Origin of the sequence: Parafrankia irregularis, from assembly GCF_001536285.1 — a bacterium.
GTDB classification, from domain to species: domain Bacteria; phylum Actinomycetota; class Actinomycetes; order Frankiales; family Frankiaceae; genus Parafrankia; species Parafrankia irregularis.
In genome coordinates this window covers 188,068-211,745 of sequence record NZ_FAOZ01000006.1, presented here as the reverse complement: position 1 = coordinate 211,745, position 23,678 = coordinate 188,068, and the positions used below count along the sequence as shown (strand labels likewise).

21 protein-coding genes are annotated in these 23,678 nt (G+C 71.9%); 11 read left to right on the top strand and 10 right to left on the bottom strand.

The features are described 5' to 3' along the window. Window positions 1-116: 116 nt before the first annotated feature. From AWX74_RS12100 to AWX74_RS12090, 3 genes are all read left to right on the top strand, one after another. Entirely contained in the window at window positions 117-1,124 is a 1,008-nt protein-coding gene (locus AWX74_RS12100; protein ID WP_091275175.1) for an LLM class F420-dependent oxidoreductase, read from the top strand. A gap of 54 nt (window positions 1,125-1,178) precedes the next feature. Further along, complete coding sequence (locus AWX74_RS12095) at window positions 1,179-2,228, top strand: DUF2889 domain-containing protein (RefSeq protein ID WP_091275172.1); 1,050 nt, start codon at window positions 1,179-1,181, stop codon at window positions 2,226-2,228. A 101-nt stretch (window positions 2,229-2,329) separates the two neighbouring features. Further along, window positions 2,330-3,175 (top strand): enoyl-CoA hydratase-related protein, encoded by an 846-nt coding sequence (locus AWX74_RS12090; protein ID WP_091275169.1) that lies wholly within the window; start codon window positions 2,330-2,332, stop codon window positions 3,173-3,175. A 27-nt stretch (window positions 3,176-3,202) separates the two neighbouring features. On the opposite strand, the gene AWX74_RS12085 is transcribed toward AWX74_RS12090, so the two are convergent. Next, on the bottom strand, window positions 3,203-4,516 hold the full coding sequence (locus AWX74_RS12085; protein ID WP_242666190.1) for a DUF427 domain-containing protein: 1,314 nt from the start codon (window positions 4,514-4,516) through the stop codon (window positions 3,203-3,205). A 20-nt stretch (window positions 4,517-4,536) separates the two neighbouring features. Beyond that, the gene (locus AWX74_RS12080; RefSeq protein ID WP_091275166.1) at window positions 4,537-5,439 is read right to left on the bottom strand and encodes an alpha/beta fold hydrolase; all 903 of its coding nucleotides are present in this window, start codon (window positions 5,437-5,439) and stop codon (window positions 4,537-4,539) included. Window positions 5,440-5,951: 512 nt separating this feature from the next. On the opposite strand from AWX74_RS12080, the gene AWX74_RS12075 reads away from it, so the two are divergent. Beyond that, window positions 5,952-6,140 (top strand): hypothetical protein, encoded by a 189-nt coding sequence (locus AWX74_RS12075; RefSeq protein ID WP_091275162.1) that lies wholly within the window; start codon window positions 5,952-5,954, stop codon window positions 6,138-6,140. A gap of 175 nt (window positions 6,141-6,315) precedes the next feature. On the opposite strand, the gene AWX74_RS12070 is transcribed toward AWX74_RS12075, so the two are convergent. From AWX74_RS12070 to AWX74_RS12050, 5 genes are all read right to left on the bottom strand, one after another. Then, window positions 6,316-6,615 (bottom strand): hypothetical protein, encoded by a 300-nt coding sequence (locus tag AWX74_RS12070; RefSeq protein WP_054564172.1) that lies wholly within the window; start codon window positions 6,613-6,615, stop codon window positions 6,316-6,318. 185 nt (window positions 6,616-6,800) lie between these two features. Further along, entirely contained in the window at window positions 6,801-7,244 is a 444-nt protein-coding gene (locus AWX74_RS12065; protein WP_091275158.1) for a nitroreductase family deazaflavin-dependent oxidoreductase, read from the bottom strand. A gap of 187 nt (window positions 7,245-7,431) precedes the next feature. After that, window positions 7,432-7,890 (bottom strand): NUDIX domain-containing protein, encoded by a 459-nt coding sequence (locus AWX74_RS12060; RefSeq protein ID WP_242666189.1) that lies wholly within the window; start codon window positions 7,888-7,890, stop codon window positions 7,432-7,434. A 47-nt stretch (window positions 7,891-7,937) separates the two neighbouring features. Next, window positions 7,938-10,442: an alpha-amylase family glycosyl hydrolase gene (locus AWX74_RS12055; RefSeq protein ID WP_091275154.1), complete on the bottom strand. Its 2,505-nt coding sequence runs from the start codon at window positions 10,440-10,442 to the stop codon at window positions 7,938-7,940. A gap of 199 nt (window positions 10,443-10,641) precedes the next feature. Further along, window positions 10,642-12,207: a tRNA wybutosine-synthesizing protein 4 beta-propeller domain-containing protein gene (locus AWX74_RS12050; RefSeq protein WP_091275150.1), complete on the bottom strand. Its 1,566-nt coding sequence runs from the start codon at window positions 12,205-12,207 to the stop codon at window positions 10,642-10,644. Window positions 12,208-12,525: 318 nt separating this feature from the next. Here AWX74_RS12050 and AWX74_RS12045 point away from each other — a divergent pair, with 318 nt between their 5' ends. From AWX74_RS12045 to AWX74_RS12035, 3 genes are all read left to right on the top strand, one after another. Then, window positions 12,526-12,954, top strand: a complete 429-nt coding sequence (locus AWX74_RS12045) for a nitroreductase/quinone reductase family protein (RefSeq protein ID WP_165615573.1) — start codon at window positions 12,526-12,528, stop codon at window positions 12,952-12,954. Window positions 12,955-13,066: 112 nt separating this feature from the next. Then, the gene (locus AWX74_RS12040; protein ID WP_091275147.1) at window positions 13,067-14,236 is read left to right on the top strand and encodes a CobW family GTP-binding protein; all 1,170 of its coding nucleotides are present in this window, start codon (window positions 13,067-13,069) and stop codon (window positions 14,234-14,236) included. Between the two features lie 326 nt (window positions 14,237-14,562). Beyond that, window positions 14,563-15,360 (top strand): tyrosine-protein phosphatase, encoded by a 798-nt coding sequence (locus AWX74_RS12035; protein ID WP_311983734.1) that lies wholly within the window; start codon window positions 14,563-14,565, stop codon window positions 15,358-15,360. Window positions 15,361-15,433: 73 nt separating this feature from the next. Here AWX74_RS12035 and AWX74_RS12030 read toward each other — a convergent pair whose 3' ends face one another. Continuing rightward, entirely contained in the window at window positions 15,434-16,408 is a 975-nt protein-coding gene (locus tag AWX74_RS12030) for an alpha/beta hydrolase (protein ID WP_091275139.1), read from the bottom strand. An 88-nt stretch (window positions 16,409-16,496) separates the two neighbouring features. On the opposite strand from AWX74_RS12030, the gene AWX74_RS12025 reads away from it, so the two are divergent. Genes AWX74_RS12025 through AWX74_RS12015 form a run of 3 tightly spaced genes read left to right on the top strand, consistent with a single transcriptional unit; the run spans window position 16,497 to window position 19,940 of the window. Next, on the top strand, window positions 16,497-17,207 hold the full coding sequence (locus tag AWX74_RS12025) for a TetR/AcrR family transcriptional regulator (protein WP_091275135.1): 711 nt from the start codon (window positions 16,497-16,499) through the stop codon (window positions 17,205-17,207). 41 nt (window positions 17,208-17,248) lie between these two features. Further along, window positions 17,249-19,207 carry a flavin-containing monooxygenase gene (locus AWX74_RS12020; RefSeq protein ID WP_091275131.1) on the top strand — a complete coding sequence of 653 codons (1,959 nt, stop codon included), beginning with the start codon at window positions 17,249-17,251 and terminating at the stop codon, window positions 19,205-19,207. Between the two features lie 25 nt (window positions 19,208-19,232). After that, on the top strand, window positions 19,233-19,940 hold the full coding sequence (locus tag AWX74_RS12015) for an SDR family NAD(P)-dependent oxidoreductase (protein WP_091275109.1): 708 nt from the start codon (window positions 19,233-19,235) through the stop codon (window positions 19,938-19,940). 62 nt (window positions 19,941-20,002) lie between these two features. On the opposite strand, the gene AWX74_RS12010 is transcribed toward AWX74_RS12015, so the two are convergent. Beyond that, window positions 20,003-21,706: a serine/threonine-protein kinase gene (locus tag AWX74_RS12010; protein ID WP_091275105.1), complete on the bottom strand. Its 1,704-nt coding sequence runs from the start codon at window positions 21,704-21,706 to the stop codon at window positions 20,003-20,005. 256 nt (window positions 21,707-21,962) lie between these two features. Between AWX74_RS12010 and AWX74_RS12005 the strand changes: the two genes are divergently transcribed. Continuing rightward, a complete protein-coding gene (locus tag AWX74_RS12005) occupies window positions 21,963-22,985 on the top strand; it encodes a cold-shock protein (protein WP_091275744.1) in 1,023 nt (340 codons plus the stop codon). Between the two features lie 39 nt (window positions 22,986-23,024). Here AWX74_RS12005 and AWX74_RS12000 read toward each other — a convergent pair whose 3' ends face one another. Continuing rightward, on the bottom strand, window positions 23,025-23,543 hold the full coding sequence (locus AWX74_RS12000; protein ID WP_091275098.1) for an SRPBCC family protein: 519 nt from the start codon (window positions 23,541-23,543) through the stop codon (window positions 23,025-23,027). Window positions 23,544-23,678: the final 135 nt, after the last annotated feature.

Sequence of the window (23,678 nt, the reverse complement as noted above, 5' to 3'; positions counted from 1 at the left end):
ATCGATGCGACCTGTTATGTGACTTGTCGAGGGGGCCTGGATCGGTTGCCTACATCGGTGCGGGGACGCCAACCTGAGGATCGGTGGCCGGCGGTGGATCGGGGCGAGGAGCAGCAATGAAGATCGATTACAACCTGTCGGACGACATCGCCGTGACCGCAGGCTCCGCGGTCGAGGTCGAGAAGGACGGCTACGCCGGGGCCTGGGTGGGGGAGACCAGCCACGACCCGTTCCTCCAGTGTCTGCAGGCATCGATCGTGACCGACTCGATCACCGTCGGGACGTCGATCGCGATCGCCTTCGCGCGAACCCCGATGACGCTGGCGAACCTGGGCTACGACCTGGCGCAGTACAGCGAGGGGCGGTTCGTCCTCGGGCTCGGCTCACAGATCAAGCCGCACATCGAAAGGCGTTTCTCCATGCCGTGGTCGCATCCCGCGGCGCGGATGCGCGAGCTCATCCTCGCCGTCCGGGCGATCTGGGACTGCTGGCAGAACGGCACCAAGCTGGACTTCCGCGGCGACTTCTACACCCACACGCTCATGACGCCGTTCTTCACCCCGAAACCCCATGCGTTCGGCCCGCCCCCCGTCTTTCTCGCCGGCGTCGGCCCGGGCATGACGGAGGTCGCCGGCGAGGTCGCCGACGGATTCTTCGTCCATCCGTTCAGCACCATGCGCTATATCGAGGAAGTGACCATTCCGGCGCTGCTGCGCGGTCGCGCCCGGGCCGGCCGCGGTGACCTGGACGGCTTCACGGTCTGCGGGCCGGCGTTCGTCACGATCGGGCGGACGGACGAGGAGATGGCCCGGGCCGTCGCGGCGACGAAGAAGCAGATCGCCTTCTACGGCTCCACCCCGGCCTACCGTTCCGTCCTCGAGCTGCACGGCTGGGGTGACGTGCAGCCGGAGCTGACGGCGCTGTCCAAGCAGGGCCGCTGGGACGACATGGCGGGGCTGATCACCGACGAGATGCTGGCGGAGTTCTCGGTGATCGGCTCGCCGGAGGAGGTCGGGCGCGGTCTCGTCGCCAAGATCGGCGGCGTCTACGCCCGGACGACCCTCTACGACGCGGGCGGCTCGAACAAGGCGCACTGGCCCGCCGTCCTGGACGCCGCGCGCTGACCCGTCCGGAACGCCGCTGACCCGTCCCGGCCGGCCCGGAGGGAGACCGTCGCTGTGAGCTGGCAGTTCGTGGACCCGCCTCCCGCCGAGCCGCCGTTGCATCCCCGCCGGGGTCTGCACGACCCGGTGGTGGGAAGCCCGGTCCGCCGTCCCGGCTCGGTCCGGCGCACGATCACGATCGACGCGCTGCACCCGGACGGGGCCGACGGGGACCTGCACCTCGTCGGCCGCGGCCGGGACCTGGTCACCGCGCCTGACGGCCTGGCCGCGCAGGGCGACGCGGCGCGCTTCCACCTCGAGCTCGCCTCCTCCGGTGCGCGTGAGATCCGCCGCCTCGATGCCGACCCGGCCGTGCCGGCGCTGCGCCAGCTGGTGGCCACCGGGGGCACGTCGGGGTTCCGCCGCCGCCTCGCGGAGCTGCTGCCCGAGCTCGACCAGAGGCTGCCGCTGCTCGCGGCCATGCTGGACGACGTGTCCGTGGTCGGGCTCATCTCGGGCTACGCGGTGAGCCGGATGGGGTATGTCCTGCCCGGCGGGCGTTTCCTGCTGGCCCAGGCCGACCAGTGCGCCGGCTGGGTCCAGGGCGGGACGATCATCGAGAACATCGAGCGGGAGGGTATGCCGCCGATGGTGACCGGCCCGGCCACCCCGCCGCTCGTCCGCCCCGACGACCCGCAGGGCTGGCACGAGCTGCCGCCGCTGCCGCCGCACGGCATGCGCCGGCACCGCCGCCTGGACGTCGTGCGCTCCCTGGCCGTGCCGGGCGCCGCCGACGTGGACCTGTTCTTCCGGGACAGCTACCAGTCCGACGGCGGGCCCGAGACGGTCATCCACGAGTACACGGTCACGGCCCGGCTCGATCTCGCCAGCGGTGTCCTCACGGAGATCACGGCGTATCCCCGGGTCCTGCCCTGGGTGGAATGCCCGTTCGCGGCGGCGAGCGCGTCCCGCCTGGCCGGCGTCGCCGCCGCCGACGTGCGCGACGTGGTGCGGGCGCAGCTGCGGGGTACAAGCACCTGCACGCATCTCAACGACACGCTTCGGTCGCTGGTCTTCGTGCCCGCTCTCGCCTCGCTCCTGCCCGGGCCGGCCGCGGCCGCGTGACCGGGAGCCCGGGGCCGCCACCGGGAGGAGCCCTGGGCCGCCACCGGGAGAGTGTGAAACGTTCGCCGTCCGTGCCTTTGCGGGGAGTCAGGGAGTCAGCCGTGGGTAGCCGAAACTTCGAGATCGACATCGTCGACCAGGTCGCCTGGCTGGTGCTCTCCCGGCCGGACGAGCTCAACACGTTCCAGCCGGAGTTCTGGTACGAGTTCCCGCAGGCGCTGGCCCGGCTCGGTGCGGACGGCGCCGTCCGCGCGCTCGTCGTGGCGTCCACCGGCCGGCATTTCACCGCGGGTCTGGACCTGGCCGCCTTCGGCAGCGCCGAGCTCTTCGCCGACGGTGAGCCGGCCCGGGCCAACCTCGCCCGCCGGTCGCTGATCCTGCGGATGCAGGAAGCCCTGACGGCCCTGGAACGGCTGCGGGTCCCCGTGCTGGCCGCGGTACAGGGCGGGTGCATCGGCGGTGGCGTCGACCTGATCACCGCCTGCGACATGAGGTACGCCACCGCGGACGCCTTCTTCACGGTCCAGGAGACCAAGATCGGAATTCCGGCGGATCTCGGGACGCTGCAGCGCCTGCCACGGGTCATCCCGGACGGCCTCGCCCGGGAGCTCGTCTACACCGGGCGCCGGCTGCCCGCCGATCAGGCCCTCGCCGCCGGTCTGGTGAACCAGGTGTTCCCGGACCGGGACGCGATGCTCCGCGGCGTCGGCGAGATCGCCGCGGAGATCGTCGCGAACAGCCCGGTCGCGGTGTGGGGCAGCAAGGAGCTGCTGCTGCACGCACGGGACCACACCGTCGCGGACGGGCTGGCCTACACCGCCACCTGGCAGGGCGGTGCCTTCCAGCCCGGCGAGGTGGCGGAGTCCGTCCAGGCCAGGTTTGACAAGCGGGCCGCGCGCTACCAGGACCTGCCCTCGGTCACCACGCCCGAACAGGCCGGCCGGTAGCCCGCCCCGCCCGCCCCGCCGGCAGGCTCACAGTGCGAGCCGGTCGTCCGCCGCGTGGGCCTTCTGGGCGAAGGGGCGCAGCATGGCGTCCACGGTGAACGACGCGACGAGCGCGCCCGCCTCGTCGTGCACCCGGCATTCCGAGTGGGTCATCCCGTCGCCGGCGAACGTGGACAGGTGGTGATAACGCATCCACTCGTCCGCGCGCACCGCGGCGTGGAAGGAGATGCCGATCGCGTTGATCCCCGTCGACAGCGTGCGGTGGGCCTGGCTCTGCCCGACCCCGGCGTGCGGACGCAGCGCGGCCGCGATCGAGATGTGGCCGGTGAACTGGGTGAGCAGCCCGGCGTGCAGCGGCGGGTCCGCCGGGACGTCCCGGAACCGGACCCAGGTGTCGATGACCGGCGGGCCGACCGGTGCGTCGGGGTCGTCGGTGTACGCCGCGTCGACCATCCGGATGTCCCGCCCGGTGACGGACATGTCGTACGGCTCGCTGTCGTGGGGGCCCGCGCACGGCTCGGTGGCGGCCTGGTGGCGGACGACGTCCGGGGCGGTGACGTCGAGCAGCAGCGTGCCGCTCGCGCGGCGGCGCCCACCCTGCGAGACGTGTACGGCCAGCGTCGAGAAGCTGCGGCCGGCGCTGAGCTCGTCGATCTCGAACTCCAGCGGCTCCCGGGCGTCCGCCGCCCGGTAGAACACCATGTGCGCCGAGACGACCCTGCGCTCGGGCGCGTGGCGGCCCGCCGCCACGATCGCCTGCCCGAGCATCTGGCTGGCCTCGACGACCGGCCGCCGCGCGCCCGCCAGCGTGGTGCTGACGTACCGGCGGTCCCCGGCCGGGCGCACGTTCATGATGTCGATCAGGTCCGCGGCGTCACCCCAGGTGGGGAACCGCTTGATCGTGGTGTCGCGTTCGTCCGAACCCGGGCCGGCGTCGACCACCTCGACCCGCACCCGGTCGTGGTCGAAAGCGACCAGATCGGTCAGCCATTCCAGCCCGGGAGCGGGCTGGGAGAAGGCCCAGACGGCGTCGCGCCCGTCGACGGAGATCACGCCGCCGGGGTCATGCCAGTCCCGGGAGCCGGCCTGCACCTTGCCTTCGAGCGTCCACAGCCGTGCCTGGCCCTTGACCGGGCAGGTGATGGCGCGGCCCTCGCTGTGCAGGGCCTCGATGCGCACGTCGGCGGGGGGAAAGTAGAGAACGGGATCTTCGGTTGCCTCCCGCACCCGGACGGCGGCCCGGGACTCGGCCACCAGCACGTCGCCCCACCAGGCCCGAGCCAGGTAGCCGCACGGCTGGTGCGATAACGCGGGACTCTCCGCCGACACTTCGGACGTCACAGGCTCCACGCCAAGTGAAGCTAACACCGGGCCCGGGTGCGGGACGAGCGATCGGTGGCGGGCAGCCGGTCGATCCAGCCGAGGACGAGCGAGTTGAACAGGTCGGGATGCTCCTGGTGGAGCCAGTGGCCGCCGGGCAGCTGATGCACCTCGTCGCAGGGGCCGGTGGCGAGGCCGCGCTCCCAGTCCGCCCGGTCGCCCTGCCGCTCGGAGTAGACCGCCAGCACCGGGCAGGACCGCCCGCGCAGGTAGGCGGTGCTGCGCTCCCGGCTGCCGAACTGGTCCTCGGCCAGCCACATCCCGGCCAGCGCCGCCTGGGCGACGTCGAGCGGCACCCCCATCGCCCGGCGCCGGTGCCAGGTCGTCAGCGGCCGGGGCGCCTCGGGGCCGGCGAGCGCGGCCAGGTACCGCAACAACCGCTGCTGGGTGCCCGGCGCGCCCAGGTCACCCAACGTCCGCGCGGTCCGCTCGACCTCTGCCTCGGTGAGGCCGTACGCCGGCTCGACGGCGACCACGCCGCGGACGAGCTCGGGGTTCTCGACGGCCAGCGCGCTGGCCACCATGGCACCCAGCGAGTGCCCGACCGCCACCACCCGGCCCCCAGCGCTCCCGGCATTCCCAGTGCCCCCAGAGCCTCTGGCGCTCCCGGTGATGCCGAGCTGGCGCAGCAGCGCGGCGACGTCCGCGGCGAGCACCCTCGGGCGCAGGCCCTTGGAACCGGTGGAGCGGCCGTGCCCGCGCAGGTCGAAGGAGATCACCCGGTGGTGGCTGAGGAAGTCGGGGATCTGGGCGTTCCAGTCGTGCGAGTCGCAGCACCAGCCGTGGATCAGGAGCAGCGGTTCGGCCGCCGGGTCGTCAGCGTCCTGGGCGGGGTCGTCGGTGAAGAACAGCCTCGTCTCGACCCCCAGGTCGAAGTACGGCATCGGTGGACCCCGCTTCGTAGAGACGTTTCGTCGTCTGAACGACGATCTGTGCGGGACCGATGTTCCCCGGACCCTCCCGCGGCCGGGCGGACGGGTCCGGCCACCGGGCCGGGAGCTGGTTCTCTCACGCGGGCCGCGCTCGTCACCCCGGTCCGGCCGACGCCCGGCCGCGCCTTTCTCGCCGCGGGCCTCCACCGGGGCCGAGGCATTTCTCGGTGTGAGCTTGATGACGTGCTGAGCGGGTAACTACACCGATACGAGCACGTGGGCTTCCGGTCGACACGTAACAGAAAGGCCACGGAAAGCGGTTGGCTCCTCGCTCGTACGACCTGGCCGTGGACGTCGCGTGCATGGTGGCCTGTTCGCGGAGATCGGGATTGGGGGATCGTCTCGCTGGCTGCCGAACGGACCTGACACCTGCGTAATGCCCGATGAGCACCCATCTGGCATCATGCCGACCAGGGTTATTCGGACGCGCGGTACGCGCTACGGATCCGGAAGATGGTGGGATCATGGCCGCGATTGTTGAGCTGGCGGCGTCGATTGACGGCGTCCCGACCGTGGAGGAGACCGACGCGATGCTCGATGAGCTGCGACGGCTCCCGCGTGACGCAGCGACACTCGAGCTGATCGACGGCCTTCTGGAGATTCGAGCACTACTTGGCGCGTGTGAACCATGTGTTGACACACGCACCAAGTAGCGGATCGATCTGTCCGGCGGACCGCCTGACGGCGAGCCGGACCTGGAGCCGAACTGTGAACCTTCCATCTCACGGTTCGCGGCCAGTGATGCCGTGAAGTCCGGTTCGACGGTGGAGAAGGTTCAGTGAACTGCCGGCCGGCAGCCGGAGTGCAGGCTGCCGGCCGGCAGTCGGACTACTGAGCGCCGAACGGCTGACCCTGCTGGCCGACCTGGCCGATGTTGGCGCCGAGGCGGTCACCACCGGAGAGGTTCTGGCCGGCGCCGACACCGGCGAGCTCCTGCAGGCGGTTCTGGACGTACCGCTCGCTGTGGTGGGTCTTGTCCGCGATCCGCGCAACGAGGTCGTTGACGCTGGTGGCGGCGTCAAGGTCGGCGGTGCTGACCTGGCCGAACTGGTCCAGGATCCGGTAGCGGATCTGGCTCCAGTTCCGACGCAGCTGCTGCTCGACCTGCTGACGCTGCTGCTGGTCCATTCTCGCTGATCCCCTCTCGTGTTTCATCAATCCTTCGCCGAATGGTTCGGCAAGGCGACGTGAACGCTACTCCAGATCGCCTCCGCCGGCGGTCCAGCCAAGGAATTCTGTGGTAACGGAGCGGGGTGGCAAGAAATGGTGCCGGTTAGGCGTCCTGTCGCTTTCCGGCTACCCGTCCTGTTTGGTCACCCGGTTTGGACGGGATCCAGGACGAACACCGGAATCTCGCGTTCGGTCTTCTTCTGGTAATCCGCGTAGTCCGGCCAGGCCGCGACCGCGCGTTCCCACCAGAGTGCCTTTTCCGCCCCGGTGACCTCACGGGCGACCATGTCCTGGCGGATCGGCCCGTCCTGCAGCTCCACCTGCGGATGGGCGACGATGTTGTGGAACCACACCGGGTGGTTCGGCGCGCCACCGAGGGAGGCGACCGCCGCGTAGTGGCCCTCGTGCTCGACCCGCATCAGCGGGCTCTTGCGTATCTTGCCCGACTTCACGCCCAGGGTCGTCAGAATGATCACCGGTACGCCGCGCAGCTCGGTGCCGCGTGTTCCGCCGGAGCTTTCGTACTCCTCGACCTGCTTGCGTACCCATTCGGCGGGGCTTGGCTCGTATTCACCAGTCAACGGCATGCTGTGAGTCAACACCGCCGGTGAGCGGCTCCTTCCCATCCGGCGCCGCGCGGGCCCGCGGTGTGTCGGGTGCCCGGGGACGCGGCGCCGAGCCGACGCGCCGAGCCGACGCGCCGAGCCGACGCGCCGAGCCGACGCGCCGAGCCGACGCGCCGAGCCGAGCCGCCCGGCCGTCGCAGGCTCGGTGTCAGACCGCGTCGGTCAGGGCCGGCCAGGCCGCGCGCAGCGCGGGCAGCAGTGGCATCGTCAGCGCGTGGCGGGCCGAGACCCAGGTCCAGTCCGCGGTTTCCCAGTTGGCGGCGGAGGGTTCGAACATCGTGCCGATATCCAGCACCAGCGTCGTGTATGACCACTGCCCGTGGTCGTCGACGTATGCGCGGGCGGGCGGGTGTGCACGGGGGATGTGCGCCGGCAGCGGGCCGAGCTCCTCCTCGGCCTCCCGCAACGCCCCGGCCAGGGCGGACTCGCCGGGCAGAAGCGCTCCGCCGGGAAGCGCCCAGGTGCCGCCCTGATGCGACCGGGGATGGCGCAGGACGAGCAGATACCTCGGATCCGGGTCGGCGGCTGCCCGCAGCAGCACACCGGCGGCGCCGAGCGCACCCCAGTGCTGGCAGCCACGCGAGCAGAGCACGAAACGTTCGATCACCGACGGGCCTCCTCCGCGGACGCTGGCGGCTTCGGCCGGCGGTGTGGTCACCAGCCCAGCTTGCCCGCCCACCGCCGCCAGGGACGTCCATGGTGTGAACTTGTCGTGCGCCTGCGGTAAACGCGGACGCTGACGGCCGCCACGTCGAGCCGGAGCGACTCCCCGCGTGCGGACAGTGCCCGCTCCCGCCGGGCGCCGCGGCCGCCGAAGGCCACGGCGTCGGTGTCCAGCACCGGCTTCCATCGCCGGCCGGCCAGCGACGGGTGCGACAGCGTGCGGCCGGGCGCGGGCTCGTTGGCCAGGCTCGCCACCACGAGGAACTCCTCGCCGGCGTCCCAGCGGCGGAAGACGATCAGCCGGGCCGGGTCGTCGGCCGCCACCACCTCGACGGACCGCGACCGCAGCGCCGGGCTGCCCAGCCGCAGCGCGACGAGTGCCTGGTAGCAGGCGAACTGGCCGGCGCCGCGGTTCGCGCGCAGCCCGGCGAGGTCCTCCTTGGCCTCGGTGAACGAGTCGTGGAGAAACGCCTGGTCGGCACCCACCTCGTCGCCCATCAGGAACATCGGCGTGCCGGGGGAGAGCAGCGTGAGCGCGGCGACACACCGCAGCCGGGCGAGGGCGAACCAGGCGGTCTCGCCGTCGAGCGGGGCGTGGTCGACGGCGACGAGGATGTTGCGCGCGGTCTGCTCGGCGTTGCCCGCCTCGTCGTGGCTTTCCGTGTAGACCACGGCGTTGTCCGCCGCTGCCGTCAGGGCGGCACCGAACCGGCCCATCGCCAGCGGGCCGTGCTGGTCGCGACCGGCGGTGTGCAGCAGCTTCGCGTACTCCGGTCCCTCACCCTTGTCGCCGATCAGGTGGTGGTAGAAGTCGACGTACCAGCGTGCGTCGAAGCCGAGCCCGCCCTCCTCGGCGGGTCTGGTCACCTCGGCCCAGCCCGAGTGGTCCTCCGCGATGAGCATCACCTGCGGGTCGACGACACGCAGGGTCTGGCACAGCTCGCGCAGGAACTTGCGCCCGGCGATGTTCGCGGCGCCGACGGGGCTCCCGTCCGCGTGCAGGCTGTTGTAGGCGTGGATCGAGGTGGTCTGATCGACCCGCAGCCCGTCGATGTGGAAGTCGTCGAGCAGCGCCACCGCGCTGGCGATGAACAGCGCGCGGACGTTCTCGTCGTGGTAGCGCGGAGCCCAGCCGGAGGAGATGTTGTCGAGGTAGCCACCGTCCGGGTGGGGGTGGTCGGTCTCGGCGCCCTCGTACCAGTAGTAGATGTTCCGGCTCGCGGCCGTGCTGTCGACCTGCCAGGCGCAGCGCTGGGCGTTCGGGCTGTAGTGGTTGTAGACGACGTCCATGAGCACGGCGAGCCCGCGCCGGTGACAGGCGCGGACGAATCCCCGCAGCCCCTCCCGTCCACCCGCGCTCTGCTTGACGGCGAGCAGGTGCGAGCTGCCGTAGCCCCAGGATCTCGTCCCGCTGAACTCGAACATGGGCATCAGCTCGACGGCGTTGACCCCCAGGTCGACGAGGTGGTCCAGCAGGGCCGTGGCGTCGGCGAAGGTACCGGCCGCGGTGCGGCCGAACCCCAGCGAGCCCACGTGCAGCTCGTAGATGACCAGGTCCTCGACGCGGCGCGGGACGGGCCGCGTCGGGTCGAACTCGTCCGCCCAGAACCGGGCGTCGTCGCGGGTGTCGACGATGACCGAGCAGCTCACGGCGCCGTCCAGCTCGTGGGCCGGCCCGTCGTAGGGGGCGCCGCACGGGTCGACGTCACCAGCGCCGCACTGGCGCGTCGAGTACATGTCGGACCGCCAGGCCACCGAGCCGTCGTCGCGCACGATGCGGTAGGCGTAGCGCCGGCCGACCCAGTCGGTGAAGCCGGGGGCGGCGGCCTCCCACCAGCCGCCAGCCACCGCGCGCATCGGCAGCCTGGTGAGCTGGTCGTCCTCGCCTCGGCCGTCGTCGGCGATGTAGCCGCTCGGCCCGGCGAAGGCCACCTCGACGCCACGCGCGTGCGGCGCCCAGACCCGGAACCGGATCCGCTCAGCCGCCTCGGCGCCGGCGCCGGCGCTGGCGCTGATGCTGGTGGTGCCGAGCCCGATGCCGGCCCCGATGACGGCGTCGACCTCGCCGCCGGTGTCGCGGACCAGGCGTCGTGCTCCGTTGTGCCGGTGCGTCGCGAGCCGGAACTCGGCCTGGGCCACCGGCCCGTCCTGCGGCTCGAGCCGCAGCTGGCGGACCTGCGTCGTGACCTGTGCGTCCGCCAGCTCCGCGGGGATCCCCCACACCCGCGAGCCGTCGGGACGGACCAGCCACACACCCCAGTCGACGGTCCAGGAGGTACTCGCGTCCAGCGTGACCGAGGCGCGGAAGGCGGCGGTGCCGTCTTCGGCGACGAAGCGCTCCATCGCCGTCGTCGACCACGCGGCGGCGGGCCGCCCCTGCTCGTCCCAGCCGCCGGCGAGCCGTGCCTCGTCCGCGATCCGGCGTCCGACACCGGTGTGGTAGACGAAGTCGACGCGAACGGTTCCGGTGTCCTGCATGACCGACCAGAATGTCATGCTTGGCGCGCTTTGTGGCTTTCGGTACCCGACGGGGCCACCCATCAGCGTAGGCGCGCGTCGGGTGCCCGGGTCGGGCCGACTGCCGCGACGGGGCCCGGCGTACGCGTCAGCGCTGTTCTCCCGGGAGGACCACCCGGGAGAACAGCGCCGTCAGATGATCTTACTTCAGAAGATCCTCACAGGATCGGCGGGCGGGTCACTCGCTCAGCGATGCCGTGGAATCCAGTGCGGAACCGGAGCTGGAGGTACCGCCGGTCAGGTAGACGTGACCGTCACCACCGGTCGCCGCGCCTGCGTCGGCGCGGGTCGACAGGGCCCCGCTCGGGCCGGCCGACCACTTGTCGTCGTCCGGGGTGAAGACCTGGGTGTCGCCGACGACCTTCCCGTCACTGTCCCGGCCACCGGTCACATAGACCCGGCCATCCGGCCCGGTCGCCGCCGCCGCGTCCGAGACACCGGTCGGCAGGTCGGCTACCTGAACCCAGGAACCACCGGGCGCGCCACCGGAGCCCGGCGTGTACGCGTAGGCGTCGGACGAGGCCTTGTTGCCGTTGCCCGACGCACTTCCACCGGCGGCGAGGATCCGGCCGTCCGGCAGGCTTGCCAGCGCGGGCGAGGCAGTGGCCGAGGGCGGAGCCGCGGCCGTGGACCAGCTCTTGCTGCCCGGGTCAAAAATGGCCAGCGTCGAGGAGTCGAGGACGTAGATCTTTCCGTCGGTGCCGCGGGTCGCGCTGGGGTCGCCCATCGGCTTCGGCAGCGAGGGCCCGCTGGTCCAGGAGCCACTCGACGGTGAGTAGACCTCGACGGAGTCCGTCGGGGTGGCGTCGTCACCGGTGCGCCCACCGATCGCGTAGACGTTCCCGTTCGCGTCGGTGGCGGCGGCCGGGTGGGTACGCGCGGTCGTCAGCGATGGCCCGTTGGACCAGGCGCCGCTCTTCGGGTCGAACACCTGGACGTCGTCCACCGGCGTGCCCGCGCGGGGTGACACGGCCGCACCGCCGGCGCCGCCGGTGCCCGGCGAGGCGCTGGCCGACGACGTCGGTGAGCCGGTGGACGTCGTCGTCGAGCCCGGCGACGTCGTGGTGGGCGTCGTTGTGTCGTTACCGGGCGAGCCGTGCATGTCGGTCGGCATGTCGGTGGGCATGTCGCCGTTGAAGGCGGCCGGGGTCAGCCGTACACCAGGTGTCCCCGTCCCGCCACCGGCCGGGCCGGTCGTCGGTGTCGTCGGACCGCCGGTCTGGGGTGACCCGGTGGGGGAGGACGTGGTCGCGGTGGGGCTTGTCGTCGGCGACCCGGTCGGCGACCCGGTGCCGCCCGCGCCACCGGCACCGCCTGCGCCACCGGCCGCACTGCTGGTGGTCTCACCGCCGATCGCGATGATCTTTCCGTCGCAGGCGGTGGTCGTGGCCAGATGGGCACGCGCCGAGGGCAGGTTGGCGACGGACTGCCAGGTCTTCAGGGGGCCGGAGACCTCCGGCAACGTCGGGCACCGCGCGCCCGCCGCGCCGGGTACGGCGCTCGCCGTGCCGGTGGGTGAGGGCGAGCCCGTCCCGGTGGGTGAGGCAGTCCCGGTCGGCGATCCGGTTCCGCTGGTCGGCGAGACCGTCCCGTAGGTCGGCGCGGCCGACTGGGTGGCCGGGCTGGTCGGCTGGGCGTGGGCGTCTGGAGCGAAGAGGATCGGCGTGGCCAGGGCCGCGGTCAGTGTGGCGGTCAGGACGAACGCGCGAGACGCACAGCGCTGGGACGTTCGTGACCAGCTCATGGGTTCCCCCCTTTGAGGCCCCGAGCGGGACCGGACCATTGGGTGGACATCGGGCGCGACCGATCGCGATCGGCGGCGCACGAGGATGGTCGGCTCTGGTTAGCCGCGGTCGTTGCCACATCGAGGGTCGCGACGGGCACGGAGTGTCTTCCCCTAGTTTCCGAGAGTAGTCATGGCTGTGCGTGACCATCGGGGGTCACCCGCCGCGAATGCCAACCAGCCCACCAGACCACCCGCTCGATGGCTCGACGGGGCGCGGAGCGGAGCGGGCCTTAGGCTTGCCGGGCCGGGCGGCGAGGACGGATCGAGGGCCGGGACATGGTGAGCGAGCGTGGCTTCAAGGCCATGAACAGCGCGCACAGGCTGCTGTTGAAGGCGACCCGCGGCCGGCTCGGCTGGCGTGCGATCGGCATGCCCGTCCTGGAGCTGACGACGGTCGGCCGCCGCAGCGGCCACCAGCACACGATCATGCTCACCTCGCCGGTCCGCGACGGCAGGTCGATCGTGCTGGTGGCCTCCCGAGGCGGCGACGACCGCCATCCCGACTGGTTCCTCAATCTCCGCGCCCAGCCTGACGTCGAGGTCCGCCTCCGTGGTGGCGCGTGGCGCCCGATGCGCGCCCGGGTCGCCACGGAGGCGGAACGCGACCGGCTGTGGCCGCGGGTCGTCGCGGGCAACCGGGTCTACGAGGGATACCAGCGCAAGTCGAAACGGGTGATTCCGCTGGTCCTGCTGGAGCCGCGCTGACATCACACCTGTGCGGGGCGCGGCTGGTCCGGCCCTGGGCTCCCGTACCGGCGCCGAGCAGGAGGAATCCGAGCAGGAGGAAGATGCCGGTAGACGAGGAGGCGGGTGGGGGATGGCTGTGCGGGTGCCGGTGATCGCGCTCACCGGATATCTGGGCGCGGGCAAGACGACGGTGCTGAACCACCTGCTGCGGGCACCCGGGGCGCGGCTCGGTGTGGTGGTCAACGATTTCGGCGCGATCAACGTCGACGCGGCCCTGGTCAGCGGCCAGGTGGACGAGCCTGCCTCCATCGCCGGAGGATGCCTGTGCTGTCTGCCGGACACCGACGGCCTCGACGTGGCGCTGGCGAAGCTGAGCCAGCCGAAGCTGCGCCTCGACGCGGTGATCGTCGAGGCCAGCGGGGTGGCCGACCCGCCGGCACTCGCCCGGCTCATCCGGTTCAGCGGGGTTCCTCGGGTGCGCCCCGGCGGCCTTGTCGACGTCGTGGACGCCGCCGCCTATTTCGACACGGTCGACCCGGGCACCGGCCTGCCTCCGGCCCGGTTCGCCTCCGCGACCCTCGTCGTGATCAACAAGACCGACCGGCTCCCGCCGGAGCACCGCGTGGACATCCTGGGACGGATCGCCGACCGGGTACGCGAGTCCAACCCGCAGGTCCACATCGTCGAGACGACGCGCGGGCGCCTCGACCCCGCCCTGGTCCTCGACACCGCGAACCCGCACGACCCGATCGACGAGCTCCCGCTCGCCGCCGCGGCCAGGGAGGCCGGCGAAGCAGGGGACGGCGAGGGCCACGACCACGACCACGACGGCGAAGCGCACCCGCGGGCCGACGCGGTGACCGTGCTCGCCACCGGCCCGGTCGACCCGGGCCGGCTGGTCGATCTGATCGAGCGGCCCCCGCCGGGCGTCTACCGCCTCAAGGGCACCGTGACCGTGGACACCGGCCGCGGCCTGCGCCCCCACGTGGTCAACCTCGTCGGCGGCCAGATCCACATCGCCGCCCGGCCCAGTACCCCCAAGCCCAGCACCCCCAGGCCCAGCATCCCCAGGCCCAGCATCCCCAGGCCCACCAGCCCCAGCCCCAGCCCTGGCCTCGGCCCCGGCGCTGCCAGGCCAGGCTTCGCGGGTGACGGCGGTGACGGCCTGGTCGCGATCGGCCTGCGCCTCGACCTGGCCGGCGTCCAGGCCCGGCTGGAGGCGGCCGTCGCACCCTGCACCGTCCGGCCCACCGCGGACGACGTCCGCCGACTGGCCCGCTACCGACGGCTGAGCGTCTGACCCGCTCGTTCGGCCGCCGCCCGAACTCGGGCTGGGGGGCGACAGGCAGGACTCCCGCAGCGGGGCTGACAATCCACAAGAAAAGAGGATTTTGGTCGTTCTGACGACCAGAATCCTCCACTCTTCGGATTCGCCCAGCCGGGCCGGACGTCCTCGGTAACGGATTCCCCGGCTAGGTGCCCCGTTGGTCCGTGCCCTGTCCGCGGCATGGCGAAAACCTGGGCGGCGGTACACTCCAAGGCGGGCCTGGAAAGCATGAAGAATGCGATGGGCTGCATTCGGGTCGAGCTTTGTGTATCTGCATGATGAGGTAGCTGCATGGTGAATTGTGGTCAAATTCAGGCGGAAGGTCTGGTTTGGGGAACTTGACGCCCTTTGACGGGATAACCAATGCGAGGGATCTCGGTGGTCTCTCCACGTTGGGCGGTTTGCGTACGTTGTCGAGTGTCCTGTTTCGGTCCGGCGCTCTGGACCGCATGTCGGAGCGGGACCGGCACCGGCTCGTCAACGAGATGCGTGTCGGTACGGTCGTGGACATCCGAACGCGCGAGGAATCCGACGGGGACGGGCTCCAGGACCAGCGGCTCCTGCCCGAGGTGCGGTGCGTCCACGTCTCCGTGGTTCCCGAGGGGAGAATCGGTCGCGAGCCCTTCCCCGACGGCCGCGATCCCATTGCGCTCGCCGAGGGCTACTTCGTGAACCTGGTCGAGGGCGCGGAGGCCCTCGCGGAGATCATCGGCATCATCGCGGGTGCGGTGTCGGTGGGCGAGTCGGTACTCTTCCACTGCGCCGCCGGGCGTGATCGCACCGGGCTGGTCGCGGCTCTCCTGCTCGGTCTGGTCGAGGTCACGGACGAGCACATAATTTCGGACTACATCGCCAGCAACTCCCACGCGCTGACGATTGCGGAGCGCCTGCGGGCGAATCCGCTGTACGTCGCGCAGAGTGCTGACGGAATAAAGCCGGTGATGTTGCGGAACCTGACGATGATCCACTTCCTCGGTCTGGTCGGCGACCGGTTCGGTGGCGTCGACGGTTGGGCCTCGCGGGTGGGGGTAAGCGACGAGGCGGTCTCCGGGCTGCGCAGGAGCCTCGTGCCCGGGCAGGCCACGCAGAGCCCGTGACCGTTTCCCGGCGGTCCCCACGGCGTCCCCGCGGTGACGCTGGCTGAGGCGCATGCCGTGGGGGCTGGCGCTGTCAGGTGTTGCGGATGGCGTTGGCGACGAGACCGAGCGCCTCCTCGGCGCGAGGCAGGGCGGCGGGGTCCAGGGTCAGGAAGCCGTGGATCTGCCCGGCGTAGAGGTGCAGGTCGACGCGGACGCCGGCCTGCCACAGCCGGTCGGCGTAGGTGAGGCCTTCGGCGACGAGGGGGTCGCAGCCGGCGAGGAGCAGCGTGGTGGGCGGCAGGTCCTGGACGTCGGCGTGCAGCGGTGCCACATCCGGGTCCTGGCGCAGCGCCGGGTCCGGTACGTAGTGGTCGGAGAACCAGTTGAGGTCGTCGTCGGTCAGCGGCCAGTCGGCGCCGAAGTGGCCGCCGGCGCGAACCTGCCCGCCCGCGGTCACCGGGTAGGCGAGGACCTGCCGGGCCACCGGCGGCCCGCCGTGGTGGAGCAGCCGGCGGACGGCGACGGTGGCGATGTTCCCGCCGGCCGAGTCGCCGAGCACCACCAGCCGGGCCGGGTCGCCTCCCCATTCCGGCGCGTGGGCGGCCGACCATGCGATGGCGGCGACCGCGCTGTCGACGGCGTGTGGGTAGGGATGCTCGGGCGCCAGCGGGTAGCCGACCGACACCAGCACGCAGTCGGCGGCGTGGACGAGCCGCCGGCAGAAGGAGTCCGAGGCGGCGACGCTGCCGATGACCCAGCCGCCGCCGTGGAAGTACACCACCACCGGGAGACCGGCGCCGGCCTGTGCCTGTGGCCGTCGCCGCGCCCGGTAGATGCGAACCGGCACCCCGGCCCGGCCCGGCACGTCCACGGTGGCGTCGTGGACGTGGTCGACGTCCGGGCCGGCGGACCCGGCCGCGGACCGTTCCTCCAGGTAGGCACGCGCGCCGTCGACTCCCCGCTCGCGCATCGACGGCTGGCCGAGCTGCCTGATGCGGGCCGCGAGCTCCGCGGCGTCCGCGTCCTGCCCCGGTGGCAGTGACAGCCTGACCTCGGCGTTGCCCATCGGCCCGCCCTCCTCGTCGCGCGACGGCTATGCTTTGGACGGATGTCCGAACTCCTCGGACGCTTGTCCGGATCGGAGTGTATGCCGCATGACGGGCCCCGCGGTCAGTGAACCGGTCAGCGAACCGGCGGCTGTCACCGCAGACCAGGCCGCACGCTGGTCGCCGAACCAGCAGGCGGCACGTGTGCGCATCGCGCAGGCCGCGGCCCGTCTGGTGGCCCGCTCGGGGATCGCCGCCTGCACGACCCGGGCCGTCGCCGAGGAGGCCGGCCTGACGAAAAGCACGGTCCACTACTACGTCGACAACGCGGGCGAGCTTGTCGACCTGGCCGTCCTGACCTTCCTGCGGCAGTTCGCCGACCACGTGCGCCAGCACATGGAGGTCGCGGCCGACGGCCCGGCGGCGTTCCGTGTCCTGGTGTCGACCTTCCTGCCCTCGGAAGGCGGTTCCGCGGAACCGGGTGGCGCAGCGGAACCGGGTGGCGACAGGACGCCGGAAGGCGGTGGCGTGGAACTGGGTGAGACCGCGAGGCTGAACAGCCTGGTCCTGTGGACCACCTACCTGGCGCACGCCTGGCCGCGGGGCGCCCACGCCGAGGTGCTGACCTGCTTCGAGACCATCCGCGCGCTGTTCGAGGACGCCATCGGGCGATGCGGTGTCCCGGACCCGGCGGAGCGGGCCCGCGCGGTGCACCTCTACCTGCTCGGTGCCGTCCAGCACAACATCATGCGGCCGCTGCCCCCGGCCGAGGTCGCCCGCGCGGTCACGGCGCTGAGCGGCGTGCCGCTCCACCAGTGACCCGCACCTGACCGGATGCCCGCTCGGGAAGGATGAAAAGAATGCCAGCCGGCGTCTCCCGGAGAACCGAAGGCTCCTCGTCCTCCTTACTTCCTCCGATCACCCAGGACGACGACCAGATCGCCGCGTTCCTGGAAGGCGTCAGCGTACCGACGCTGGTCGCGTCGATGGCCCATCTCACCGGGGACCCCGCCTTCGTCCGCGGGCCGCTGCGGCCACGGACCTTCATTCCGAACGACTTCCAGGGCGGGCTCGAGGAGCACGAGTCACGCGCCCTGCGCGAACAGGCGCTGGCCGCGATCCGGGCCTACCGGGACGCCGGCTGCCCGCCGGTGCCACCGCCGCCCGGCCCGCTCGCGCGGGAGATCATGGCCTGGCTGGTCTGCGAACCGGTCGCCGACGAGTACGCCGAGATGTTCCTGGAGGAGATGAACATCGGGGGCGACGACCCCCGGCGCCTGGACCTCGGCGACCTCGACGCCGCGGCGCGCCACGGCCTTTCCGTCATCGTGATCGGCTGCGGCCAGTCCGGGCTGCTCGCCGGGGTTCGCCTCAAACAGGCCGGCATTCCGTTCACCATCATCGAGAAGAACTCCGACGTCGGCGGAACCTGGCTGGAGAACAGCTACCCGGGCTGCCGGGTGGACGTCGGCAACCATTTCTACTGCTATTCGTTCGAGCCCAGTGACGGCTTCGGCGGCTACTTCTCCCAGCAGCCGGAGCTGCTGAGCTATTTCCGGCAGGTGATGCGCCGCCACGACATCGCGCCGCACGTCCGCTGGAGCACGGAGGTGCTTTCCGCGACGTGGGACGAGGCCGCCTCGCGATGGCACCTGGTCACCCGCGGCCCGGACGGGACGCAGACCCGTCTCGACGCGAACATAGTCATCTCGGCGGTCGGGCAGCTCAACCGCCCGCTGACCCCCGAGATCCCCGGCCTGGACACCTTCTCGGGCCCCGTCTTCCACACCGCCCGCTGGGATCACTCGGTCGGGCTGGCCGGAAAACGGGTCGCGCTGATCGGTGCCGGCGCGAGTGGTTTCCAGGTCGCCCCGGCGATCGCGGAGGACGTCGAAAGCCTGGTCGTGTTCCAGCGCAGTGCCCAGTGGATGGCACCGAACCGGAAATACCGCCAGGCCGTGCACGACGGGGCGAGATGGGCCATGCGCCATCTGCCCGGCTACGCGTCCTGGTACCGGTTCATGCTCATGTACCAGGCCAGCGACAAGGCCCTGGACCTGGTCCGGGTGGACCCGGACTGGCCGGGGCTCCCGGAGTCCGTCAACGCCGCGAACGAGGCCCGGCGCCGGGTGCTCCTGTCCTGGATCGAGCGCCAGGTCGGCGACGACCCGGAGCTGCTCGCCAAGGTGGTTCCCGACTACCCGCTGATGGGGAAGCGGCTGCTGCAGGACGACGGAAGCTGGCTGCGGTGCCTGCGCCGGGACAACGTCGACCTGGTCCGCGACGAGATCATCCGGATCGAGCCCGGCGCCGTCGTCACCGGCCGGGGGCGTTTCGAGGTCGACGTGATCGTCCTGGCGACGGGTTTCCGGGCCAACGAGTTCCTCGCCCCGATGGATATCACCGGCCGCGGTGGGGCCCGCCTGCGTGAAGAGTGGGCGGACGGCCCGGCGGCGCATCTGGGTATCACCGTGCCGCGTTTCCCGAACCTCTTCCTGATGTACGGCCCCGGCACGAACCTCGCGCACGCCGGGAGCATCATCTTCCACTCGGAATGCCAGCTGCGCTTCATCGGATCGTGCCTGCGGGCACTGCTGACGGGCGGGCACCGGTCGATGGAGGTGACCCCCGAGACGTTCGACGACTATGTCGAGCGGCTGCGTGCCGAACTGGCCGGCACGGTCTGGGCGCATCCGGCGGTGCGGCATTCCTGGTACAAGGGCGACGACGGCAGGGTGCACGTTCTGAGCCCCTGGCGCCTGGTCGACTACTGGCGGATGACCCGCGACGTCGAGCCCGGTTCCTATCTCTTCACCTGACTCTCTGCACAGAGGAGGAAAGAACATGACCCACCGGGTCGCCATTGTCACGGGTGGCGCGAGAGGGCAGGGAGCCGCGGTCGTCCGCCGCCTGCGCACACAGGACTACGCCGTGGTCGCCATGGACCTGACCACCCCGGAGAGCAACGACCCGCTGGTCGTGGACTGCCAGGGGGACGTCCGCAGCGAGAACGACTGGGGGAGGGCGGTCGAGATCGCCGTCGAACGTTTCGGCGCCCTGCACGTCCTGGTCAACAACGCGGGAGTGCTCCGGAGTGGTTCGATCCCGGAGGAGACCGCCGACGGCATGCGCGCGCTGTGGGAGATCAACTGCCTTGGCGCCTTTCTCGGAGTGCAGGTCGCACTGCCCGCCCTGCGCGCCGCGGCGAAGGACCACGACGCCGCGGTCGTCAACACCCTGTCCGTCGCCGCCGTCCGCGGGTTCGCGAACCACAGCGCCTACACATCCTCCAAGTTCGCGCTCCGCGGGTTCACCCAGTCGGCGGCCAAGGAGCTCAGCCGGGATCGAATCCGGGTGAACGCGGTGGTGCCGGGGCCGATCGCGACCCCGATGCTCGATCCGTCCACGGCCGACCGGTTGGGAAAGGAGCTGCCGCTCGGCCGCGCCGGAACCGCGCAGGACGTGGCCGAGGTCGTCGCCTTCCTCGCCTCACCGGCCGCGAGCTTCATCACCGGCAGCGAATACGCCGTCGACGGCGGCCAGCTCATGTAGGCCTGATGTCAGGCCATGACCCATGGCGGCCTCAGCCCCGGCCGGGCGTCCGGCGCCGTCGGTCAGCCGCGGCGGCTCAGCGTGCCGGCAGGTCGCCCGGCGTCGTCCTCGTCGGACTGGAAGGCCAGCTCGTCGTCGCCGGTCAGAGCCAGCCGGCTCGTTCCGCCGCTCGTGCACACCTGCAGGCCCAGCAGGGTCGGATTCCGGTCGGAGCCCGGGACATCGCGCAGCACGATTCCCGGAACGGCCGCGCCGTCGGAGAGGCCGACGAGTTCCAGGTCGCCGACGCACTTCACCGATTCCGAGCCAACGCTGACCAGGCCCCCGAGCCCGTCGAGGGTGAACTCGGAACGCCCGACGACCTCGCCGGCAGAGCCGGCCCGGAGGGTGATCACCACCTGTTGGGTGACGCCCAGATGTGAGGTGACCTGCCCCTCCCAGGTCCCGGCGTAGCCGGCGGGCAGCGGGCCGGGACGTACCGGGGACGCGGCGGGGTCCGATCCGTCCGATGCCGTCCCGCGGCCCCCGGGGCCCGCGCTCGCGGAGAGGGGTGCGGGCGACCCGGTGCCGGCCTGGTCGGCGATCTTCGCGTCGTCTCCGGAGTCACGGGAGCCGATCAGCACGACGGCCGTCACGATGATCACCAGGCACATGGTGGCCACGGAGGCGATGACGGCCAGCAGGCGCCGCTGGCCGTCCCGACCGGCCTGCTCCGGCGGCGGTGTCAGGCCGGGGATCTCCGCAGCCGCGGTGCTGTACGCCGGGGTGTGGGTGACGGTGCCGTGCGACGGGGCGTGGGTGACAGCGCTGCGCGACGGGGCGTCGTGGGACACCGTCTCATCGGAGCGGACGACCTCGGGCCGGCCGCCGGAACCTTCGAGGTCGAGGACGTCGACCGCCTGCCGGATCAGACCGGTGACCAGCTCCGGCGGCAGCCAGCGGGCCCAGAGCGCGCCACCGGCACGGTCGTCCGGAAGGAGGGCCCGCCTGATCTCGGCGGGCCGCGGGCGCAGGGCCGGGGTCTTGTGCAGGCAGGCCTCGACAGCCGCGCGGAGCTCGGCCGGTACGCCGTCCAGCCGCGGCTCGCCGTTGAGAATCCCGTACAGCACGGCAGGTGTCCCGGTGCCCGCGAACGGCCCGCTGCCCGTCGCGGCGAAGACCAGCACGGCGCCGAGCGCGAACACGTCGCTGGCGGGCCCGATGTCCCCGCCGGTGATCTGCTCGGGCGAGATGAAGGCCGGCGAGCCGATCATCGAGCCGGACTGGGTGAGAATGGTCGAGTCCACCGCGCGGGCGATCCCGAAATCGATCACCGTCGGGCCGTCGACGGTGAGCAGCACGTTCGAGGGCTTGAGATCGCGGTGCACCACCCCCGCGGCGTGGATGCTGATCAGCGCCTCGGAGAGGCCGACACCCAGAGCCGTCACGGTCGGGGCGGGCAGTGGGCCGTGCCGGTGAACGGCATCCAGCAGCGACGGGCCCGGGACGTACACCGTGACGAGGTAGGGCCGCTCGGCGTCCGCGTCCGCGTCGATCACCTGCGCGGTCCACCGGCCGCCGACCCGCCGGGCGGCCTCGACCTCACGCCGGAACCGGGCGCGGAACTCCGGATGGTCCGCGAACTCCGGGCGGATCACCTTGATGGCCACGTTGCGCCCGCCGGGGCTGCGGCCCAGGTACACCCGGCCCATCCCGCCGGCCCCGAGAACGCCGACGAGTCGGTAGGCACCCGCGGTACGCGGGTCGTCGGGGCCGAGGGGCTTCATGCGGTGTCGCCCGCCTTTCGTCCGCAGTGGCCTGCTCGGGCCCGACCGTCAGGTCGGCAGTGGCGTCGCGGGTGGAGTTGCCGCGTCTCGAGACGATTGCGCCGAAAGATACTGACAGGCAAATGGAATGCCCGCCGATCATAGGCCGGAAGGTACGGATGACGGCGGGGAGTCGGCGGCGTCAGCGAAGTGCCCCCGAACGAGCCGCGGTGACGGTGAACCAGAGCGGGGACTGCGCCGTCTAAGGGCCATGGCGATGACAATGCTCCGCGGCGGACGCCTGATGGCGGCCGTCCTACCCCTGGCGCTGGTGACCGCACTGGCGAGCGTGGCCTGCACCGGAGCCACCGCCGCCGGCCCGGCCCGCGACAGCCTCGGCACCGGTGCCACTACCGGCCTCGACGCGGACGCCGTGGCGGTGCGGGTGGACTGGATCGGCGGTTTCGTGACAGCGCAGATGCTGGCCACCCGGCTACCGCTGGTCGCGATCTACCACGACGGTCGGGTGCTCACCGAAGGCCCGGTGGCCGCGGTGTGGCCCGGCCCGGCGTTGCCGAACCTCCAGCTGCGGCGGATCTCGGCCGCGGATGTCCAGAAGCTCGTCGACCACGCGGTCGCGGCCGGTGTCGGCACCGAACCGGACTTCGGCCAGCCGCCGATCGCGGATGCCCCGTCGACCCGGTTCACCGTCCGGACCGCGGGTGGTGTGCGCACGATGGAGGTGACGGCGTTGACCGAGGCGGACGGCACCGGGCTGACCGCGGCCCAGCAGTCCGCGCGCAAGGCCGCCCAGCGCCTGTACACCGAGCTCACCGACCTGCCCGCCACCCTGGGCACGGGCGCGGTCAGCGAACCGGAGGAGTACAGCCCCACCGCCATCGCCGCGTTCGCCGAGCCGTGGGCCGCGAACTGCCCAGCGCCGTCATCGGACGGCAGCGCGCCCAGCGGCAGCGCGCCCAGCGCCAGCACGCCCAGCGACGGCGCGCCCGCCGGCAGCATGCCCGCCGGCGACCCGCCCGACCTGTGCGGCGGCGGAGGTGGGCTGAGCCGGGAGGCACGTCCCTGGCCCGGCCCGCCGTTGCCCGGTGAGCCCTACGGTGCGGGCCTCGGCCTGAGCTGCGTGACGTCCAGCGGCGGCGACGCGACGAAGGTGCTGGCGGCGGCGCGCACGGCGGACGCCATCACCCCGTGGACGTCCGAGGGTGCGACGTGGCGGCTGACTTTCCGTCCGCTGCTGCCGGACGAGTCCTCCTGCGCGGACCTGCCCGCCGGCGGCTGACCCGGCATTTCTTCTGGCGGGCCTCAGCTCCGGCAGCCCTCAGGCCTGAGGGCTCAGCGCTGAGGCCTGCCGCTGGTAGTGGTCCCGCATCGCCGGGTAGTAGTCGCGCTCGAAGTCGACGGCGGCCGGTTCGCCGCCGGTCTCCGCGGCCACCAGCCGGTCCAGGTAGTACTCCCAGCCGGGCCCGACGTTCTCCGCGGCGGCGGGGTCGAGCCCCGGCTGGGAGAAGGTCAGCGTGGTGACGCCGTCAGCCTCGGCGAGCTCGAGGTCGAGCAGCCAGCGCTCCGATCCGGCGTGGATGCCCACGCGGAGGGCATGTGGGGGTGTGCATTCACGGATCTCGACCTGCTGGGCGGGTGCTCCGTCCTCAGCCGTCATCTGGAAGGTCACCTCGCCCGACGCCGGATCGCCGGTGAACGTGCCGATCCAGCGGGCCAGCCGCGCGTCCTCGGTGACCGCGGCCCACACCTCCCGCACCGGTGCCTGGAACGTGCGGGTGAGGACGAGGCGGCAGCGATCGCCCTCCCCGATGACACGGCCGGTCGGGATAGGGCTCATGCGGTCTCCCCAAAGTCCCTTTTCCGCGCGGGTTCAGGTCATGGGCGTCGGACCGCCCACCGCGGAACCATAGCTTCCTGCCTTCTGTTCTCGCGTGAGTCGGCCCCGCCGTTCATCCGCGGCCCCGGTGGTGGC

Bases quoted from the DNA above. Each gene is read 5' to 3' on its own strand.
- AWX74_RS12100 (WP_091275175.1), top strand. From the start codon at position 117: ATGAAGATCGATTACAACCTGTCGGACGACATCGCCGTGACCGCAGGC.
- AWX74_RS12080 (WP_091275166.1), bottom strand. From the start codon at position 5,439: ATGCCGTACTTCGACCTGGGGGTCGAGACGAGGCTGTTCTTCACCGAC.
- AWX74_RS12075 (WP_091275162.1), top strand. From the start codon at position 5,952: ATGGCCGCGATTGTTGAGCTGGCGGCGTCGATTGACGGCGTCCCGACC.
- AWX74_RS12070 (WP_054564172.1), bottom strand. From the start codon at position 6,615: ATGGACCAGCAGCAGCGTCAGCAGGTCGAGCAGCAGCTGCGTCGGAAC.
- AWX74_RS12065 (WP_091275158.1), bottom strand. From the start codon at position 7,244: ATGCCGTTGACTGGTGAATACGAGCCAAGCCCCGCCGAATGGGTACGC.
- AWX74_RS12055 (WP_091275154.1), bottom strand. From the start codon at position 10,442: ATGACATTCTGGTCGGTCATGCAGGACACCGGAACCGTTCGCGTCGAC.
- AWX74_RS12050 (WP_091275150.1), bottom strand. From the start codon at position 12,207: ATGAGCTGGTCACGAACGTCCCAGCGCTGTGCGTCTCGCGCGTTCGTC.
- AWX74_RS12045 (WP_165615573.1), top strand. From the start codon at position 12,526: ATGGTGAGCGAGCGTGGCTTCAAGGCCATGAACAGCGCGCACAGGCTG.
- AWX74_RS12040 (WP_091275147.1), top strand. From the start codon at position 13,067: ATGGCTGTGCGGGTGCCGGTGATCGCGCTCACCGGATATCTGGGCGCG.
- AWX74_RS12030 (WP_091275139.1), bottom strand. From the start codon at position 16,408: ATGGGCAACGCCGAGGTCAGGCTGTCACTGCCACCGGGGCAGGACGCG.
- AWX74_RS12025 (WP_091275135.1), top strand. From the start codon at position 16,497: ATGACGGGCCCCGCGGTCAGTGAACCGGTCAGCGAACCGGCGGCTGTC.
- AWX74_RS12020 (WP_091275131.1), top strand. From the start codon at position 17,249: ATGCCAGCCGGCGTCTCCCGGAGAACCGAAGGCTCCTCGTCCTCCTTA.
- AWX74_RS12015 (WP_091275109.1), top strand. From the start codon at position 19,233: ATGACCCACCGGGTCGCCATTGTCACGGGTGGCGCGAGAGGGCAGGGA.
- AWX74_RS12010 (WP_091275105.1), bottom strand. From the start codon at position 21,706: ATGAAGCCCCTCGGCCCCGACGACCCGCGTACCGCGGGTGCCTACCGA.
- AWX74_RS12005 (WP_091275744.1), top strand. From the start codon at position 21,963: ATGACAATGCTCCGCGGCGGACGCCTGATGGCGGCCGTCCTACCCCTG.
- AWX74_RS12000 (WP_091275098.1), bottom strand. From the start codon at position 23,543: ATGAGCCCTATCCCGACCGGCCGTGTCATCGGGGAGGGCGATCGCTGC.